This is a genomic window from Nocardia sp. NPDC005745, assembly GCF_040630775.1.
In the GTDB taxonomy this organism is placed as follows: Bacteria; Actinomycetota; Actinomycetes; order Mycobacteriales; family Mycobacteriaceae; genus Nocardia.
Map to the genome: position 1 here is coordinate 119,763 of NZ_JBEXYF010000020.1, position 17,352 is coordinate 137,114.

The following is a 17,352-nucleotide window of genomic DNA, read 5'->3' on the forward strand; positions in this document are numbered from 1 at the left end:
CCGGTTCGTAGGGATCGAAGGAGGAGAGATGGATCTAGCGACACCGGCCACGGCCGAGCAGCTGCGCACAGAGGTGCGCGAGTTCATAACCGCACATGTCCCGAAGGACTGGGCGGGGGAAGGCTCCCTGGCTCCGGCGGCGATCCAGAGGTTCCGGGCGGAATGGCGGGAGGCACTTGTTGCGGCCCACCTGCTCGCGCCGCACTGGCCGGCCGCCTACGGAGGTCGGGGCCTGGGCCCGATCGAGTATTCGATCGTGGTGGAGGAGTTCGTCGCCGCGGGTGTGCCGCAGTACCCCGCACCCAACGACGGCATCGGGATCAGCCTGCTCGGGCCCGCCGTGCTCGCATGGGGCACCGAGGAGCAGAAGCAGCGACTTCTGCCCGCTACGCTCAGCGGCGAGATCCGCTGGGCGCAGGGGTATTCCGAGCCCGAGGCGGGTTCGGACCTGTTCGGGCTCAAGACGCGCGCCGAGCCTGCCGACGGTGGGTTCGTGCTCAACGGCCAGAAGATCTGGCAGACCGCCGGTCTGACCGCCAACTGGATTTTCGCGCTCGTGCGGACCAACCCGGAGGTGCGCAAGTCCCGTGGTCTGACGTTTCTGGTGGCGGAGCTCGACCAGCCCGGGGTCGAGGTGCACGGCATCCGGAACCTCAATGGCGAGCCCGAGTTCTGTGAGGTCTTCTTCCGCGACGCCTACGCGTCGGCGGACAACGTCATCGGGGAGGTCGGCAATGGCGCCAAGGTCGCACTGACCCTGCTCGGGCACGAGCGCGGTGCCAACGGGTTGTCGCTGGCGCTGGCCAGCCGGATCGAGATCGACCGTCTGGGGAAACTGGTCGCCGGTCGCGGTCTGGCGTCCGACGACGAGATCCGCCGCAGGCTCGGCAAACTGGCCGCGGATGTCGAGATCCAGCGGGCATTCGCGTTGTGGCTGCTCGGTGCCACCGCCAACAGCGCCGAGGTCGGCCCGCTGTCCTCGATCGTGAAGCTGCGCGTGTCCCAGCACCGCCAGCGTGTCCATGAACTCGCGATCGACGTGCTCGGAACGGCGGTCAACGACCTGCACGGCGAGCCGGGACCGGAGATTCTGCGTGCTCAGCCGCGCGGCACGGACCCGCTTGCGACGAACGTCTGGGCCCGGGACTTCCTTTTCGCTCGGGCTGGAACCATTTATGGCGGTTCCGAGCAGATCCAGAAGAACACGATCGGCGAGCAGGTGCTGGGACTTCCCCGTGAGCCCGCAGCCGGTCCCGGAGCGTGATCGGACGATATGAATCTCGACCCCAGTGACGAGCAGCGCGTCTTCGCTGCCGCCCTCCGCCAGTTCCTCGACGACGCCGATCCCCTCCGGGAGCTCCGTGACGCCGAGCCCGCGGACAGCCCCTTCGACCGCAAGATCTGGAGCCGTCTGGCGAATGAGATCGGCCTGCACGGGATACTTCTCCCGCAAGCGGTGGGCGGGTCCGAGGGCGACCTGCTCGATGCTGTCGCCGCCTTCGAGGAGCTCGGCCGCAGCTTGCTTTCCGGCCCGTATGTGGCCTCGCTCGTGCAGGCCCCTAACCTGCTGGCGGCCGCGGAGGCCGAGCAGGGCGCCGAGTGGTCCGCCCAGCTGGCGCAGGGGGAGCTTGTGGTCACCGTGCCGTTCGAGCGAACCGATGTGAAGATGGCCGGCGGTGGGACCTCGACCGGATCAGTGCGAGTCAGCGGCGCCGTCGGGCCGCTGCCATTCGCCGCCGAGGCCGATCTCCTCCTCCTCGTGACCACCGCGGACGAACTCGTGGCAGTGCCGCTGGGCGAGCGCCCCCCGATCGAGACTCACGTGTCGATCGACCCTACCCAACGCTTCGGCACGGTCACCCTGGACAACACGCCAGGCGTCCTCCTGGCTCATGGGGTTGGCGTCGCCAGCGCACACGACCGAGCTCTCACGCAGGCCGCGACCGCACTCGCCGCCGAACAGGTGGGCGCGGCGGGGAAATGCCTCGAAACGGCGCAGGCGTATGCGAAGGAACGAACGCAGTTCGCTCGGCCCATCGGCTCCTTCCAAGCTGTCAAGCACCTGCTCGTAGACGTGTTCATCGAGCTGACCTTCGCTCGGCGCGCGACCTGGCTCGCTGCCTGGGAGCTGGAGAACGGCGTCGAGTCCCGCTTGCCGCGAGCGGCGTGGAGTCAGGCCGCGACCACACTCCAGCTCGCCGCCACGACCAGCGTCCAGGTCCACGGCGGCATCGCCATCACCTGGGAGCACGACGCTCACTGGTACCTCAAGCGGGCGGTCGCGTTCAAGGCCTTGTTCGGCTCGCCCGCGCAGCACCACGACGCTTTGGGAGGCGAGCTTGTCCACGGCTGAACGTAGGACCGAGGGGGCCCCGGCTCCATCACGCGAACCCCGGCTCGATGCGCCGATCGGGTCGCATTTCGCGGACGTGCTCGAGGCGATCGCCGCGAGCCGCCCGGACCGGGCGGCTCTGGTGTCCGGCGACTGCGTGCGCACCTGGGGCGAGTTCGACGACCGAGCCTCCCGACTCGCCCGGCAACTCCAGGACGCCCGGCTGTCGCGGCACGGCTCGGTCGGGATCTGCCTGCGTAACTCGAACGAGTACCTGGAGACCTACCTCGCCGCACTCAAGATTCGCGGCGTGCCGACAAGCATCAACTACCGCTACGCGGAGGACGAGCTCGTCAGCCTGCTGCGAGGCAGCGCGTGCGAGGCCTTGGTGTTCGGCGCTGCCTTCGCCGACCGTGTGCTCGCCGTGCGGGACCGGGTCCCGAGTCTGTCCTTGCTGCTGATGGTGCAGGACGGCACCGATGACGGTACGTCACCCGTGCCCGACGGGGTGCTGGACTACGAATCGGTTATGGCGGCCGCCGCCCCGGCACCGCCGGTCAAGCGCTCTGGGGATGATCCCCTCGTCGTCTATACCGGCGGGACCACCGGACTGCCCAAGGCGCTCACCTACCCGATCCGGTCGCGGCTGCGCGGGCGGGTGGCCGAGTTCGCACGCCTGGTGGGTCTTCCCGACCCCGGCACCGCGGGATTCGTCGAGGCCGCAGCGGCTCTCGCCGAACGGGGGGCGAGTCCGGTCGGGCTGCCCGCTTCGCCGCTGATGCACAACGCGGCGCTTGTGACCTGTGCCCTACCCACGCTGTTGCTCGGCGGCACGGTGGTGACGGTGCCATCGGCCGCGTTCGATCCCGATGAGGTCTGGGACGTCGTCGATCGCAGAGACGTTACTTCGATGACGATCGTGGGGGACGCAATGGGCAGGCCGTTGCTGCAGGCGCTCGACGATCGCGTGCGGCGAGGACGAACATCTGCTGCCAACCTTCGCACCGTCACGTCCACCGGCATGGCCTGGAATTCCACGACGAAAGCAGGGCTCTTGGCCCACCTGCCGCACCTGCAGTTGGTCGAGGTGTTCGGTGCGACCGAGGGCCTGATGGGGACGAGTAGGTGGACAGCCGAGACGCCGGTACACAGCAACCCTCGATTCACGCCCGTCGCGGGGCTGCGAATCCTGCGGGAGGACGCATCCGACGCCGCGCCGGGGGAGACCGGCCTCATTGCCTTCCCCGTCGCCGACGCCGTGTACTACCGCGGCGATCCCGAGAAGACGGCCGAGACCTTCCGGATACTCGACGGCCAACGTTACGCCGTGCTCGGTGACCTGGGCCGGTTGCTCCCCGACGGCAGCCTCGAACCGCTCGGCCGAGGCGGTCAGGTCGTGAACACCGGTGGGGAGAAGGTTTTCCCGGCGGAGGTCGAGGACGTCGTTCGCGGCCTCGACGGGGTCACCGACTGCCTGGTCGTCGGCGTGACCGACCCTCGTTGGGGGCAACGGGTGGTCGCTGTGGTATCCCGCACCGCCGAGAGCTTGACCGCCCAAGCCGTCCGTGCCGCGGTCCGGTCCCGGCTGGCGGGATTCAAAGTCCCGAAAGATGTCCTGTTCGTCCCGACGGTGCCGCGGTTCCCGAACGGGAAGGCCGACCTGCAAGAGGCGGCCCGGATCGCCGAGGCCGCCGTCGGCTCGGACGCCCGGGAAACCTGAACGCCCATCCCTATCTCAGGAGGATTCATACCATGGACGACCTGGTTCTCACCGACGACCCGCGACCGCGGGTTCGACGGATCACGCTCAACCGTCCGGCTAAGCGCAATGCGATGTCGAACGCGTTGCGGAGCAGGCTGCTGGAGGCGCTCCGCGAGGGCGACTTGGATGACGACGTCTCGGTAATCGTCATCCGCGGCGCGGGAAAGTGCTGGTCGGCGGGCTACGATCTCGCCCAGGACCATTCCGAGCCGCTGTCTCGCCACTCCAACCGGCGCACCGGCCACTGGCCCCGCCACATCGTGGACGGCTGGATCGACGTGTGGGACTACGACACCCCTGTCATCGGCCAGGTGCACGGGTACTGCCTCGCGGGTGGCACCGAGTTGGCGATGGCCTGCGACCTCGTCTACGTCGCCGACGACGCCATCATCGGATATCCGCCGGTGCGCGACATCAGCCCGCCCGACATGTGCTGGCAGCCGTGGATCTACGGGCTGCGACGGGGAATGGAGGCAGTTCTGACCGGGGACTCGGTCTCCGGAAAGGAGGCGGTCGAGCTGGGGTTCGCGAACCGCTCATTCCCGGTTGACGAACTCGAGGAGGCGGTGCTGACCTTGGCCGAACGGATCAGCAAGGTGCCGCCGGAGGTCCTCGCCCTGAACAAGCGCGCCGTTCACCGGGCGATGGATATCATGGGAATCCGAACGTCGCTGCGCGCGACGACGGACTCCCAGACGATCGGTGGCATGCTCCCGTCCGCCCTCGCCCGCAAGGAGGCCCTGCGGGCCGACGTGACGAGTGCCCTCACCCAGCGTGACTCGGGTTTTGGCGACTACCGGGTCGGGGAGCGACGCAACGGCGACGAGGTCTCTTGACAGCGAAAGTACATCACCACCGGCGACGAACCCCGGACACACGCCACCACGGTTCGGAAGTCGTGCTTCGCACATCGGCGCGTCAACACCCGCCGCTCGCGGCGTACTCGATACAACGGCGCGCGTAGCGCCGAACGGAAGGATCCGGAAATGCCGATCGACAATCCCATGGGAACGATTCACCTCGAGCGGATCATCGCGGCGCCTCCCGCGGATGTGTTCGACGTTGTCACTTCCTCGGAAAACCTGCGATTTGCTCCGGTGGTGCTGCGTGTCAAACGCGTTCGTGAGGGCCGCGAAGGTGGTTGGAGCGCGGGCTCGGTCCGCGAAGTGGTGGCGGCGGGCGCATGGTTCCGCGAGGAGATCACCGTAATCGATCCACCGCACACATTCGAGTACCGGATTCTGCGGTCGATCCCGCCGATCACGCACTTCGGCGGGACGATCCGCGTGTCGCCGGTGGCAGAGGGCTCACACGTCGTGTGGCGAACGACGTTCGACATTCCCCGCGTTGCCGGCGGTAAGGTGAGCGCCGTGCTCGCCGAGCGAATACTCGCGCCGTCGTTCACCCGGATTCTCGCCGAAGCCGAGCGGAGACTGACGTCCGCAGCACGTCGCTGAGACAGGGGCGTGCGGAAAGCAGGTCCGAAACGACTGCCATTCTCTGTGAGCACAACGGTCCAGGATCTCTACGCCAAACAGGACAGTTGGTGCCGAGCGGCTACACGGAGAGGGCGCGCTGGCGTCGGTGTGGTGCGCCGGGGGGCATCGGCGAGTGGACCGTCCCCATTGAATGAGGCCGCTCAGTATTAGAGTCCTGTTGGCCCTGGTGAAGGCTGGAAGGGACACTGAGGGACATGGCAGGACGCAAGCGGCATCCCGCGGAGGAGATCGTGCGGAAGCTGCGCCATGCCGACGAGCTGGCCGCTGAGGGTCGCTCAGGTGAGGAGATCGCCGCCGAGCTCGAGGTGTCGGCGGCCACGTTGTACAACTGGCGCCGCCAGTACGGCGGGATGGACACTGACGCGGCGAAAGAGCTCAAAGAGTTGCGCGAGCAGAACGCCCGGTTGAAGCGATTGCTGGCCGATGCCGAGCTGGAGAAGGACGCGCTGCGGGAGATCGCCAAGGGAAAATGGTGAGCCCGACAGCCGGACGCCGGGTCGTGGACATGCTCAAGGAAACGGTGGGCCTGTCGGAACGGTTCGCGTGCAAAGGTTGTTGGGCTGCACAGATCCACCTACCGGCGGTTGCGGCCGGCACAGACTCCGGCCGACCCGGATGCCGGTCCGCGGGCGTGGCTGCGCTCGTATGCGACGAAACACCCGTGCCACGGGTTCCGCCGTGCGTGGGCGGCGTTGCGGTTCGACGAGGGCAGCGTGGTTAACAAGAAGCGGGTGCATCGGCCGTGGCGCGAGGAGGGCCTGCAGGTGCGTGAGCAGCACCCGCGCAAACGGGCCGGTGTCTCGTCGGGGCCGCCGATCGAGGCGGATGCACCGAAAGTGGTGTGGGCGTTGGATTTCCAGTTCGACTCCACCACGGACGGGCGAGCGGTGAAGATCGCGTCGATGGTCGACGAGCACACCCGCGAATCGCTGCTGCATCGTGTGGAACGCTCGATCACCGCCGAGCGCCTCGTTGCCGCGCTGGAGAAGGTGTTCACCGTCTGAGGTGCGCCGAAGGTGCTACGGCTCGACAACGGTCCGGAGATGATTTTCCAAGCACTGCAACAGTTCTGCGGTGACAAGGTGGGGATCGTCTATATCCCGCCGGGCACGCCGTGGAACAACGGCTTTGTCGAGTCGTTCAACCGGCGGCTGCGCACCGAGTGCCTGAACCGCAACCACTGGACGAGCCTGCTCGAGGCCCGCGTAGTGATCGGCGATGTCAAAGACGATCACAACCGGCGGCATCGGCATTCGGCACTGGGCTATCTCACCCCTGCCGAGTACGCTGCCCGCTGCCCGCTGCAGCCACAGCCACCACCCGGTGGCGGGCGGGATCAACTGAATCCGGACGAAAACAACCCGGACTCAACTACCGGGTCTCGTCATCGGGGACCGGTCACTGTGGTCATTGGAGCGAGACAGGGGAGATGCGGTGGAATTCGGGTGCCTTTGCCGCCGAAACGCTAGGAAACCAGGCTCACTGAGACAGTCGACCTGCCTTGGCCGTTCGGGTCTGCTGCCCGGTCGCATGCCGCTCGGCCACTACGCCAACAGGGGTGGCGGCGGAGTGTTCGGATTCGGCCCTTCCGAGCCCGTATCGGGGCGGCTTTGGAGATCCGCACAAGGGGTGGTTATCGCTCGACTTGCAGAGGCGGCGTGACGCCTACTGTCAGGCTGAACCCGAGCTGGAGCCGGAGGATATGGCATCGATCGCGAGGTCAGAGGCCACCCTGGTCACGCGAGTGAACGCGATGGACGTAGCCGACTACCAGGTGTTGCAGGGCCAGCTGTTCAACCGCGGCGTCGAAATAGTGAGAGGAAAACACACGCAATGAGCATTGCATTCGAACCCTTCGATCTATCAGGTCAAATGCTCGCCAACCGAATTGTGATGGCGCCGATGACTCGTAGCCGAGCCTCTGCGGACGGGTTTCCGGCACCCACCGCTGCTACCTACTACGCCCAACGTGCCAGTGCGGGACTGATCATCACAGAGGCTGTCTATCCATCGATCGTCGGCAAGGGATACCCCTATACTCCCGGCTTGCACTCGGTGGAGCAGGTCGACGCGTGGCGCAACGTCACCGATGCGGTGCACGCTGCCGGCGGCGTGATTTTTCCTCAACTTTGGCATACCGGCCGCGCCGGCCACCCGAGCGTGCTGCCTGAGGGGTTGATGCCCGAGGGTCCGTCACCGGTGGCGGCTGCGGCGCAGGGGTTTACGGTGCAAGGCTGGCAGGACCTCGTCGCCCCAGTGGAAATGACGGAGGAACGCATCCTCGCCACGGTGCAAGACTTCGCCGCGGCCGCGCGGAACGCGATCGACGCGGGATTCGACGGAGTCGAGGTGCACGGAGGCAACGGGTTCCTGTTGCATCAATTCCTGTCTACCAATGCAAATCTCCGCACTGACGGCTGGGGCGGATCAGTGGCGGGGCGAATTCGGTTTACTCTCGAAGTCGTTGAGGCAGTTTCCGCAGCCATCGGTGCGAACCGAGTTGGACTGCGCATCTCGCCGGCCAACCCCTTGTTCGACATCGTCGAGGAGGGCTATCGCGATACCTATCTCGCTCTGGCCGATGCCCTGGCGCCAATGGGGTTGGCCTACTTGCACGTCGCGGAAAGTTGCGACCGTGATCTGACCGTGCAGATTCGCCGACGCTTCGGAGGCACCTTCATCCTCAATCCCAACACCCCCGCCGCTATGGCTATCGCGGGCCCGAGTCGGCTCAAACTGATCGACGACGGTATCGCTGATCTCGTTTCGTTTGGAGCTCTGTTTTTGGCCAACCCCGACTTGCCGGCCCGGTTGGCGGCTGGCGGTCCGTTCAATTTGCCCGACAGTGCAACCTTCTACGGGGGCGACGAGCATGGCTACATCGACTACCCCTCATTGGATGAGGTCAACGCTACAACGTGATATGAGCGTGTGACGGATTGCGGCCCGGGGAGCATGTGTCAGGTGACAGTGTCCGGTGTGGCATGGAGCCGTCGCGGAACCGGTTCACCAAGCCTTCCGGTTGCGGAACGTCCGAGCATGCCGGCCTCGATCGTGCATGCGCTGCTCCCCGGCGCCGCATTCGCATCACTGGTGACGGCTGCGCCGCTGACGAAGTCTTGTCCGACGACGTGTCGGCCTGTTCGCGTCAGCCGAACAGCGACTCCGCCCATCCGAACCACGGGCCGCAAACCAAGTGCTTCGCCGTCGCCGGATTCGTGTCAACTTCGGTTGAATGGTGGTTCACACCGTGCGCTACCGGCTGGGACGCATCGAGAAGCTCCCCGGTCTCGACCTGCTCAACGATGCCGGAGGGCAGCTCCGGGCGGAGCTCACCGTCTCGGCGATGCGGCTCGTGGGTGACCTGTCCTGGGAGTCTCCCGTTGCTAGCTGATCGTCCTCTGCCCGACTGGCGGCGTGTGTTTGGAGAGTGGGTGCGGACCGCTGACGCAGCGGACATCGTCGGACACGATCCGGCACGGTGGCCTCTGATACGCCCTCGCCCATGCTGACGGCGGAGGCGTTGGCCACGAGTTGGCGGCTCTACCTCGGCGACGACGACCGTGCGCCGCACCTGGACTGGTCGCCAATCCACGGCGCCCTAACCGGCCTCCCGCCGACGCTGCTCGTGTTCGCTGATCTTCGACATCCTCCACGACGACGACGGCCTGACGTACGTGCAAGCGCTGCGGGCGGCCGGGGTCCTGACCGAGGTGGCTACCTACCCGGACCTACCGCACGGCTACCTCGAAGGAGCCCGTGAGGTGCGGCGTAGCCGCCAGGACCAGGCGCGGATTGGGAAATTTGTCAGGGCGCGCGTGGCGTGACGCCGACGTGTTGCCCGCATGGCGATGTGGGCGTGACCAAGACTGCCGCGGCCGACTTGCACGTCGAGTCCATGATCCGCCTGGGTTCACGGATCGGCGTTGGAATCAACGACAATGTCGCCTCAGCGAGGCCGCGATGCAGCGCGCTGGCGCCTCTAGTGTCGCCTTCGGACGCCGAATCAAGGGACGGAAGAAGTTGACACTAGTGCAACAGGCTGGCGACGCGCAGCTCACGCGTCGCCACCATCAATCGAGGCGGTTGCGGCATCGGTGCCGCAGCCAAGCTGAGCGCGACGGGGAGTTCCTTCAGGAGGGAAGCGTGTCCCGATGACCATGGTTTCCGAGGTGCTCACAGAGCTCGAGCTCTTCATCGACGGACGGTTCGAAGGCTCCTCGACCGGCGCGTCGTATGAGTCCGAGGACCCGTACGCCTGCCGCAGTTGGGCCGTTGAGCGCGACGCGCGCGCGCTCGCGGAGGTCGAGACCCCGGACAACGGCAAGCCGTGCCGGGACGCCAACGCCCAGGCCGCTTACATCGCTGACTGGCTGCGCTACTTCGCAGGCCACGCCGACAAGATCGAGGGTCGCGCCTTCCAAGAGGCACCCCCGAACCTCCACGTCTACTCCATCCAACATCCGATCGGCCCCGTCGCCGCGATCCTGCCGTGGAACGCCGCGCTGATCCTGCTGGCCTTCAAGCTTGCGCCCGCACTCGCCGCTGGGTGCGCCTTCGTGGCCAAGCCCTCAGAGTTCACCCCGGCATCGACGCTCGCGTTCGGCGCCTGCGTTGAGGAGACGGGGTTCCCGCCGGGCGTGTTCAACGTGGTGGTGGGTCAGTCCCGTCAGGCGGGAGCACATCTCGTGTCACATCCGGGCGTCGACAAGGTAGCGTTCACCGGCTCGACCCGAACCGGGGTGGCCGTCGTCCAGGCGGCCCTTGGGCATCTGGCGGCGGTGACGCTGGGGCTCGGCGGGAAGTCCTCTCAGATCGTCTTCGCCGACGCTGATCTCGATCAAGCGACCAACGGCGTTGTCGCGGGAGTGTTCGCTACGTCGGGCCAGTTCTGGACCGCAGGCTCGTGGGGTGCTCGTACACCGCGACGTCTACCCCGAGTTCGCCGAGCGACTCGTCGCGCGGGCTCAGCAGATCAGGATTGGCGATCCCAGCTACCCGACCACCGACATCGGGCTGATCTCGACGGCTCCGCAGTTCACGCGGGTCGCCGAAATCCTGTCCTCGGCGGTCGCCGATGGTGCGCGGGTGTCACCTTGAGGCGGCGTCATAAATTTGCAGAACAAACGAATTCGAGGGAGCGCGGCGCTTGTATGCCACCGTGATGGATCAGTACGGCTCGTCAGATGTTCTACGCCTCGCGGAGTTTCCGGATCCGGAGCAGAGACCCGGGTGGGTCGAAGTTGATCTTGCAGCGAGCGCTCTGAATTGGCACGACGTGCTGGTGAGACAGGGTGTGTACAAGTCGCCGCTACCTCACGTACCGGGGGCAGATGGGTGCGGACGTCGACGAGACTCCGACGAGAAGGTGATGATTGTGCCTTCACTGTTCTGGGGTGACAGACCGGCAGCACCGGGCCCGAAGTGGGAAATCCTGGGTGATTATCGTCCGGGCACGTACGCAGAACGTGTCAGCGTCCCCGAGAAGTGTCTGGTGCCACCACCACATGGTTGGAGCATTGCGGAGAGCGCCGCGTTACCCCTGGTCGGCCTGACAACGTATCGCGCGCTGTTCAGTCGAGGCCGGCTACGAAGTGGTGAGTCTCTGTTGGTGCTCGGGGCTAGTGGCGGCATCGCCACGATGGCGATTCGTCTCGCCGACGCCGTCGGAGCGCGAGTTGTGGTTACCTCCGACGACCCCGAGAAAATTGCGTCTGCCATCGATCTCGGTGCTGCGGAAGGCACTTCGCACACAGGCGACGGGTGGATCGCGAACGCTAGAGCCATGACCACTGGGCGGCAGGGCTTCGATGTCGTGTTAGATCCGGTCGGCCGATGGTCGGAGTCTATTGCTTGCCTTCGGCCGGGGGGGCGTTGTGTTGTTCTCGGCTCTTCCGCATCGCCAACTGCCACGCTGGAAACACGCCCGTTCTACTTCGGCCAGTATGAGCTGATCGGAACCACAATGGGAAGCTTGGCCGATATGCGCGGGTTGATGGCGCTGATCGACAGGTCAATGGTCGATCCGCCTGTTATCGACAGAGTCTTCCCGTTGGCCGAAGCCGGCGAAGCTCATAGATACCTCGAGTCTGGGCAGGCTTTCGGCAAAGTTGTCCTCGATCACCGCTGACGTCGTGGTCGGCTCCGGGGCGGATTCTAGTCAACGTCGCAACACGGACGGACTGGAACCGCCCCGGATTTGCGCTCACCCGCTTGATTGAGAGACATCCCAGGAGCTTGGATGTCCAGCCGACCTTTTGATGGTGACACTGGATCTAGCGGCTCCTCTCTGTGTCAAGCCTCGACGAGTAGAGAGGTACCAACTTGTTGAATCGGGGCCGGAGTTCGTGGTCTGCAGCCATGATCTTCGAGGCTGCGGTCGGGGTCGCTCGGCAAACACCTGTCGCCTGCTGGGGCTGACCATCCAACGGCTTGCGTCCCGGCCGCGGCCGCCGACGGGAGTGGCTCGAGAGAGGTCTGCATCGCCCGAAGTTGTTGCCCTCCTTGTTGGAACCCGTTTCTGTTCAAGGTTTCATGGAGGTGCTTTGCCGAAATCTGTTCCCGCCGATCGCGTCGTGATCGCTGTCGACCCGCACAAAGCATCGTGGACGGCGGTCATCGTGGATCAACAATGCCAGCCGCTGGACTCGCTACGCGTCGAGGTCAACCGCGCAGGCTATCGGCGACTACGTCGATTCGCCCGAGACTGGCCCCAGGCGGTCTGGGCGATCGAAGGAGCCCGCGGTCTCGGCGCCCCTCTGGCACAGAAGCTGGCCGACGACGGAATCGAGTGCCTCGATGTGCCAGCGAAACTCGCCCACCGGGTGCGAATGCTTTCCACCGGTCACGGCCGCAAGAACGACGAAGCCGACGCACTGTCGGTCGGATCGCCGCGCGCAACAGCACCGGACTTCGAGCGGTGCACACCGACGATACGGCGCAGGTGCTGCGCACACTCACCGAATACCGTGACGACCTGATCCGTACCCGAACCCAGACCGCCAACCGGTTGCACGGCATGCTGGCCCGGTTGGTGCCGGCCGGGCTGCCGAAACGACTCACCGCTGAGGCTGCCTCGCAGCTGCTTCTGTCGGTGCGCCCACGCGAACACTGCCGCCGCACCCTGCGGCAGATCGCCGTCAACCTGGTCGGCGAGCTTCGCCGGCTCGATCGCCGCATCGACAACGCAACCAACTCCCTCGACGTTGCCGTCATCGCCTCCCGCACCCAGCTCACCACCATCCATGGTGTCGGCACTGTGGTGGCGGCCAAGATCCTCGCCCACATCAGCGATATACGCCGCTTCCGGTCCGCCGCCGCGTTCGCTTCCTACTGCGGCGTGGCCCCGATCGAGGTCTCCTCAGAAGACACTCGCCGGCATCGACTCTCCCGCGCTGGCGACCGCCAGCTCAACTACGCGCGGCGTTCGAGCGGCGCAGCGGGGAGAACCTGGTGACGCAGTTCCTGCGGATCGCTACCCAGGCGGTGCCGGATCTGCGGGACAGCGGTATCGCCGAGGATGTGTCGGCGGTGGCCACAGCGATGAAACGGGATCCTCAGCAGCGGCCGTCGGCGGCGGCGCTGGGGGAGGCGTTGCGACAGGCGCAACGCTGCCATGGGTACGCGGTCGACGAGATGGCGTTGCAGGCCGAACCAGGGCTGCGGTCCCATGATCGGCCACCAGCTGTGCGCGGATGGCGTCCGCCGGCGACACCTGCCGGGATGAGTCGCCGCGGGCCCGGCGCTCTGCCGCTGGAGTTGACCAGTTTCGTCGGCCGCCGCGCAGAGGTGACGGAGCTGAAGAGCCTGCTGGACTCGGCCCGGTTGGTGACATTGACCGCGACCGGTGGGATCGGTAAGACGCGGCTGGCGCTGCGGGTGGCGGCGGCGGTGCGCCGGGAGTTCGCCGACGGGATGTGGTTGGTGGAGCTTGCCGATGTCTCGGAGTCAGCGCTTCTGGTCGCCATGGCGAGGGCGCTGGGATTGCGTGACGAGTCGGCGCGGCCGTTTCATGGGAATCCGAACGTCGCTGCGCGCGACGACGGAATCCCAGACGATCGGTGGCATGCTCCCGTCCGCCCTCGCCCGCAAGGAGGCCCTGCGGGCCGACGTGACGTGCCCTTACCCAGCGTGACTCGGGTTTTGGCGACTACCGGGTCGGGGAGCGACGCAACGGCGACGAGGCCTAATGGTAGGTCAGCCCTCGATCCTTCTTCCCGCTGATGTGTTGGCTTTCGCCGCTGGAGGCCCGTTGTAGCCCGTATCGGCGATTAGATTCGATCGATCGCAGTCTCAGGTGACCTGTCCGGCGGCGGTATCCTGAAAGCACATCCGATCCTCGAGTGGCATGTTGCCTCTCGAAGATCGGACCGCCCATCTCCCGTTCTCTCGGCTCTTCGGGAGACGGTGAGGACACTACGATGGCCGCAGGTGATCCGTTCGAGACCCAGCGCGGCGTGGCTCACACGGTCACGGCGGAGCTGAGTGCTGCCGGGTTCGAGGGCGCCGACGAAATCGGGCGGGGCGGGTTCGGTGTCGTCTACCGCTGCTTTCAGCCAGCACTGGACCGCGCCGTGGCGGTGAAGGTCCTCACCGCGGACCTGGACGAGGACAATCGGGCCCGGTTTTTTCGGGAACAGCGGGCGATGGGCCGCCTCACCGGACACCCGAATATCGTCAGCGCACTGCATGTAGGGGCCACCGATAGCGGTTGCCTCTACATCGTGATGCCCTACTACCCCCAGGATTCGCTCGACGCGCGGATCCGCCGCGACGGCCCGCTGCCCTTGGAGGAAGCGCTCCGGCTAGGTGTGAAGATGGCCGGTGCCCTTGAGACCGCACATCGTCTCGGCATCTTGCACCGGGACGTCAAGCCCGGAAACATCCTGCTCACCGACTACGGGGAGCCGGCGCTGACCGATTTCGGCATCGCCCATATCGCCGGCGGTTTCGAAACCACCACCGGCACAGTGACCGGGTCACCGGCCTTCACCGCCCCCGAGGTGCTCAGCGGCGAACCCCCGACCGAGGCCTCCGATATCTACAGTCTCGGGGCGACGGTGTTCTGCGCCGTCACCGGTCACGCGGCGTTCGAGCGCCGCAGCGATGAGCACGTAGTCGCCCAGTTCCTGCGGATCACCACCCGACCGGTCCCGGACTTACGGGACCACGGCGTCCCCGACGACGTATCCGGGGTCATCGGCCGGGCCATGGCCGTCGATCGGCGGCAGCGTCCCGCCACTGCCGCCGAGTTCGGCGACGATCTGCGCCGGATTCAATTCGCTCACGGCCTTCCCATCGATGAGATGGCGCTGTCCGGCGAACCGGACGCCCCCCGTCGCGATCCGGATCCGGAGCGCGCACGCCCGAAACCTGGGAGGGTCACGGCGGCTCCGCCTCCTACACCGTCGACGGCGCCGGCCGCCCAGACTTCGGTGGGAAGCCTGCCGCTCGCGCTTACCAGTTTCGTCGGCCGCCGCAACGAGTTGTCCGAGGCGAAGAACCTGCTGTCGGCCTCTCGTCTGGTGACGTTGACCGGGATCGGTGGGGTCGGGAAAACGCGCCTGGCGCTTCGGGTGGCCGCCGATGTCCAGCGGAGATTCGGCGACGGCGTCTGTTTGGTCGAACTGGGCGAGTTGCGGGACGGGTCGTTGCTTGTGGGCATGGTGGCCGCCGCCCTCAGGCTGCGGGATCAGCCCGCGCGACAGCTCGACGACGTGGTGGCGGAGTTCCTCGCCTCCCGGCACGTGCTGCTCGTGTTGGACAACTGCGAGCAGGTGGTGGATGCGGTCGCCGCACTGGCCGAGATGCTGCTGCGCATCTGCCCGCAGCTGTGGATCCTGGCCACCAGTCGCGAACCACTCGGCATCGGGGGAGAGACGGTGCTGCGCGTGCCCCCACTGACGCTCCCCGACCCGGACCGTGAGCCGTCGCTGCGCGAGCTGGCCCGATACGACGCGGTGGGGTTGTTCGCGCAGCGGGCCGCCGCCGCTGTGCCGGGATTCGACCTCACCGAGGACAACCGGGTGACGGTGACCCGAATCTGCCGGCAGCTCGACGGGCTGCCTTTGCCGATCGAACTGGCGGCGGCACGACTGCGGGCGATGTCGCCCGAACAGATTCTGCAGCGGCTGACCGACCGGTACACACTGCTGACCCTCGGCAACCGCGGTGCACCGACACGCCAGCAGGCCCTGCGGCTGTCCATCGACTGGAGCCACGAACTCTGCACGCCGCTCGAGCAGCAGCTGTGGGCACGACTGTCGGTGTTCGCGGGCAGCTTCGAACTGGATGCGGCTGAGGCAATCTGCGCCGACGTGGCCGCGGAGGAGTTACTCGATGCGGTGGCGGCGTTGGTCGACAAGTCGATCCTGATCCGGGAGGACGCGGGCGCGGCGGTGCGATTCCGGATGCTCGAGATCCTGCGGGACTATGGCCGCGAGAAGTCGGAGCAGACCGGCGAGCACCCGGTATTGCGCCGACGGCATCGGGAGTGGTGTCAGCAGTTGGTGTTGCAAGTGGAGGCCGAGTGGATCGGGCCGCGGCAATTGGAGTGGATTGCGCGGCTCGAGCGGGAGCAACCGAACCTGCGTGAGGCGATGGAATTCTGCTCATCGGAGGAGACCGACACCGAGGCCGGGCTGCGGATCGCCGCCGCCCTCTTCCCGTTCTGGCTCTCCCGCGGCCTGATCCGGGAAGGGCGGCACTGGCTCGACCGCGCCCTGGCCCGTCGGCCCGGGCAGCCGACTGCGGCGCGAGTCGAGGCCCTGTACGCCGACAGCGCGCTCGCCGGCGCACAGGGCGACCTCCGGGCGGCAACCGCCCTGGTCGAGGAAGCGCAGGCCCTGGCCGAGCAGATAACCGACCCGCTGGCTCGTGCACGCATCACCCATGCGGACGGTATCCTGGCCCTCGTCAGCGGCGACCTCTCCCGCGCCTGCACCCGTCTGGAAGAAGCACTGGAAGTGGTCGTCGCCCGCGGCGACCTGTCATCGCAGGTGTGGATTCTGACGTCGCTCGGCCTGGCATACGAGTTGCAGGGAGATGCTCCCCGCGCCATCGGCTGCCATCAGCAGGTCCTGAACATCACCGCATCACACGGCGAATCGGTGTACCGGTCGTACGCGCTGTGGGCGCTGGGAGTGGCAGTCTTGCAGCAGGGGGATCGTGGCCGGGCGGCGGAACTGCTGGAACAGTGCCTCCGGCTGACCCGGCGGGTCGACGATCCCGTCACCGCCGCCCTGGCCCTGGAGGCTCTGGCGTGGATTGCTGGTGCCGAGGACGGCGCACGACGCGCCGCCATACTGATGGGTGCCGCGGAGGCGCTGGGCCGCGCGGTGGGTAGCTCCGCGGTACTGTTTCCCACTCTGCGCGTCCACCACGAGGACTGCGAGCGGATCACTCGCACTGCACTGGGTGAGCGATTCGAGGCGGCCCGGAGGAAGGGGGCAGGAATGGGATTCGAGGAAGCCGTGGCATACGGCCTCGGCGAGTCCACCCAGTCCGCGGCACCGCCCGCCAGTAGCGGTACAACGGGCCTGACCAAACGTGAGCGGCAGGTCGCCGACCTGATCGCGCAGGGCCTGACCAACAAGGCCATCGCCGCCAGGCTCGTGATATCGCAGCGCACCGCGCAGGGCCATGTGGAACACATCCTCACCAAACTTGGGTTCACCTCACGAACCCAGATCGCGGGTTGGGTCGTGGAGCACGCGCAAGATGAGCGTGCCTGACCAGTCCAATTCGAACTTCGAACCTCA

At 66.6% G+C, this 17,352-nt stretch carries 12 protein-coding genes and 3 pseudogenes; all 15 read left to right on the top strand.

Annotated elements, in window-relative coordinates:
* Nucleotides 1–28: 28 nt before the first annotated feature.
* The 15 genes and pseudogenes from ABZ420_RS21920 (at nt 29) to ABZ420_RS21990 (ending at nt 17,325) form a co-directional block, all read left to right on the top strand.
* Nucleotides 29–1,264: an acyl-CoA dehydrogenase family protein gene (locus ABZ420_RS21920; protein WP_357125620.1), complete on the top strand. Its 1,236-nt coding sequence runs from the start codon at nt 29–31 to the stop codon at nt 1,262–1,264.
* A 9-nt stretch (nt 1,265–1,273) separates the two neighbouring features.
* Nucleotides 1,274–2,353, top strand: coding sequence for an acyl-CoA dehydrogenase family protein (locus tag ABZ420_RS21925; protein WP_357125623.1), 1,080 nt, complete (start codon nt 1,274–1,276; stop codon nt 2,351–2,353).
* Entirely contained in the window at nt 2,340–4,052 is a 1,713-nt protein-coding gene (locus ABZ420_RS21930) for an AMP-binding protein (RefSeq protein WP_357125626.1), read from the top strand. Before ABZ420_RS21925 ends, ABZ420_RS21930 begins: the two co-directional genes overlap by 14 nt.
* 32 nt (nt 4,053–4,084) lie before the next feature.
* Nucleotides 4,085–4,930, top strand: coding sequence for an enoyl-CoA hydratase-related protein (locus ABZ420_RS21935; RefSeq protein WP_357125629.1), 846 nt, complete (start codon nt 4,085–4,087; stop codon nt 4,928–4,930).
* Between the two features lie 150 nt (nt 4,931–5,080).
* Nucleotides 5,081–5,551 (top strand): SRPBCC family protein, encoded by a 471-nt coding sequence (locus ABZ420_RS21940; RefSeq protein ID WP_357125632.1) that lies wholly within the window; start codon nt 5,081–5,083, stop codon nt 5,549–5,551.
* 236 nt (nt 5,552–5,787) lie between these two features.
* Nucleotides 5,788–6,891, top strand: a pseudogene (locus ABZ420_RS21945) (IS3 family transposase); the annotation flags it as partial.
* A 535-nt stretch (nt 6,892–7,426) separates the two neighbouring features.
* On the top strand, nt 7,427–8,515 hold the full coding sequence (locus tag ABZ420_RS21950; RefSeq protein WP_357125635.1) for an alkene reductase: 1,089 nt from the start codon (nt 7,427–7,429) through the stop codon (nt 8,513–8,515).
* A gap of 313 nt (nt 8,516–8,828) precedes the next feature.
* A complete protein-coding gene (locus ABZ420_RS21955) occupies nt 8,829–8,987 on the top strand; it encodes a hypothetical protein (RefSeq protein WP_357125638.1) in 159 nt (52 codons plus the stop codon).
* A gap of 766 nt (nt 8,988–9,753) precedes the next feature.
* Nucleotides 9,754–10,485 (top strand): annotated as a pseudogene (locus ABZ420_RS21960) (aldehyde dehydrogenase family protein); the annotation flags it as partial.
* 19 nt (nt 10,486–10,504) lie between these two features.
* Complete coding sequence (locus ABZ420_RS21965) at nt 10,505–10,693, top strand: aldehyde dehydrogenase family protein (protein WP_357125698.1); 189 nt, start codon at nt 10,505–10,507, stop codon at nt 10,691–10,693.
* Between the two features lie 49 nt (nt 10,694–10,742).
* On the top strand, nt 10,743–11,723 hold the full coding sequence (locus tag ABZ420_RS21970) for a zinc-binding dehydrogenase (protein ID WP_357125640.1): 981 nt from the start codon (nt 10,743–10,745) through the stop codon (nt 11,721–11,723).
* A gap of 130 nt (nt 11,724–11,853) precedes the next feature.
* Nucleotides 11,854–12,573, top strand: coding sequence for a transposase (locus ABZ420_RS21975; RefSeq protein ID WP_357125643.1), 720 nt, complete (start codon nt 11,854–11,856; stop codon nt 12,571–12,573).
* 38 nt (nt 12,574–12,611) lie between these two features.
* Nucleotides 12,612–12,998 (top strand): annotated as a pseudogene (locus ABZ420_RS21980) (IS110 family transposase); the annotation flags it as partial.
* A 47-nt stretch (nt 12,999–13,045) separates the two neighbouring features.
* A complete protein-coding gene (locus ABZ420_RS21985; RefSeq protein WP_357125646.1) occupies nt 13,046–13,816 on the top strand; it encodes a hypothetical protein in 771 nt (256 codons plus the stop codon).
* A 197-nt stretch (nt 13,817–14,013) separates the two neighbouring features.
* The gene (locus ABZ420_RS21990; protein WP_357125649.1) at nt 14,014–17,325 is read left to right on the top strand and encodes a protein kinase; all 3,312 of its coding nucleotides are present in this window, start codon (nt 14,014–14,016) and stop codon (nt 17,323–17,325) included.
* Nucleotides 17,326–17,352: the final 27 nt, after the last annotated feature.

Excerpts from the sequence above, each read along its gene's own strand:
- ABZ420_RS21925 (WP_357125623.1), top strand. The coding sequence starts at position 1,274 with ATGAATCTCGACCCCAGTGACGAGCAGCGCGTCTTCGCTGCCGCCCTC.
- ABZ420_RS21955 (WP_357125638.1), top strand. The coding sequence starts at position 8,829 with ATGGTGGTTCACACCGTGCGCTACCGGCTGGGACGCATCGAGAAGCTC.
- ABZ420_RS21975 (WP_357125643.1), top strand. The coding sequence starts at position 11,854 with ATGGTGACACTGGATCTAGCGGCTCCTCTCTGTGTCAAGCCTCGACGA.
- ABZ420_RS21935 (WP_357125629.1), top strand. The coding sequence starts at position 4,085 with ATGGACGACCTGGTTCTCACCGACGACCCGCGACCGCGGGTTCGACGG.
- ABZ420_RS21950 (WP_357125635.1), top strand. The coding sequence starts at position 7,427 with ATGAGCATTGCATTCGAACCCTTCGATCTATCAGGTCAAATGCTCGCC.
- ABZ420_RS21940 (WP_357125632.1), top strand. The coding sequence starts at position 5,081 with ATGCCGATCGACAATCCCATGGGAACGATTCACCTCGAGCGGATCATC.
- ABZ420_RS21990 (WP_357125649.1), top strand. The coding sequence starts at position 14,014 with ATGGCCGCAGGTGATCCGTTCGAGACCCAGCGCGGCGTGGCTCACACG.
- ABZ420_RS21920 (WP_357125620.1), top strand. The coding sequence starts at position 29 with ATGGATCTAGCGACACCGGCCACGGCCGAGCAGCTGCGCACAGAGGTG.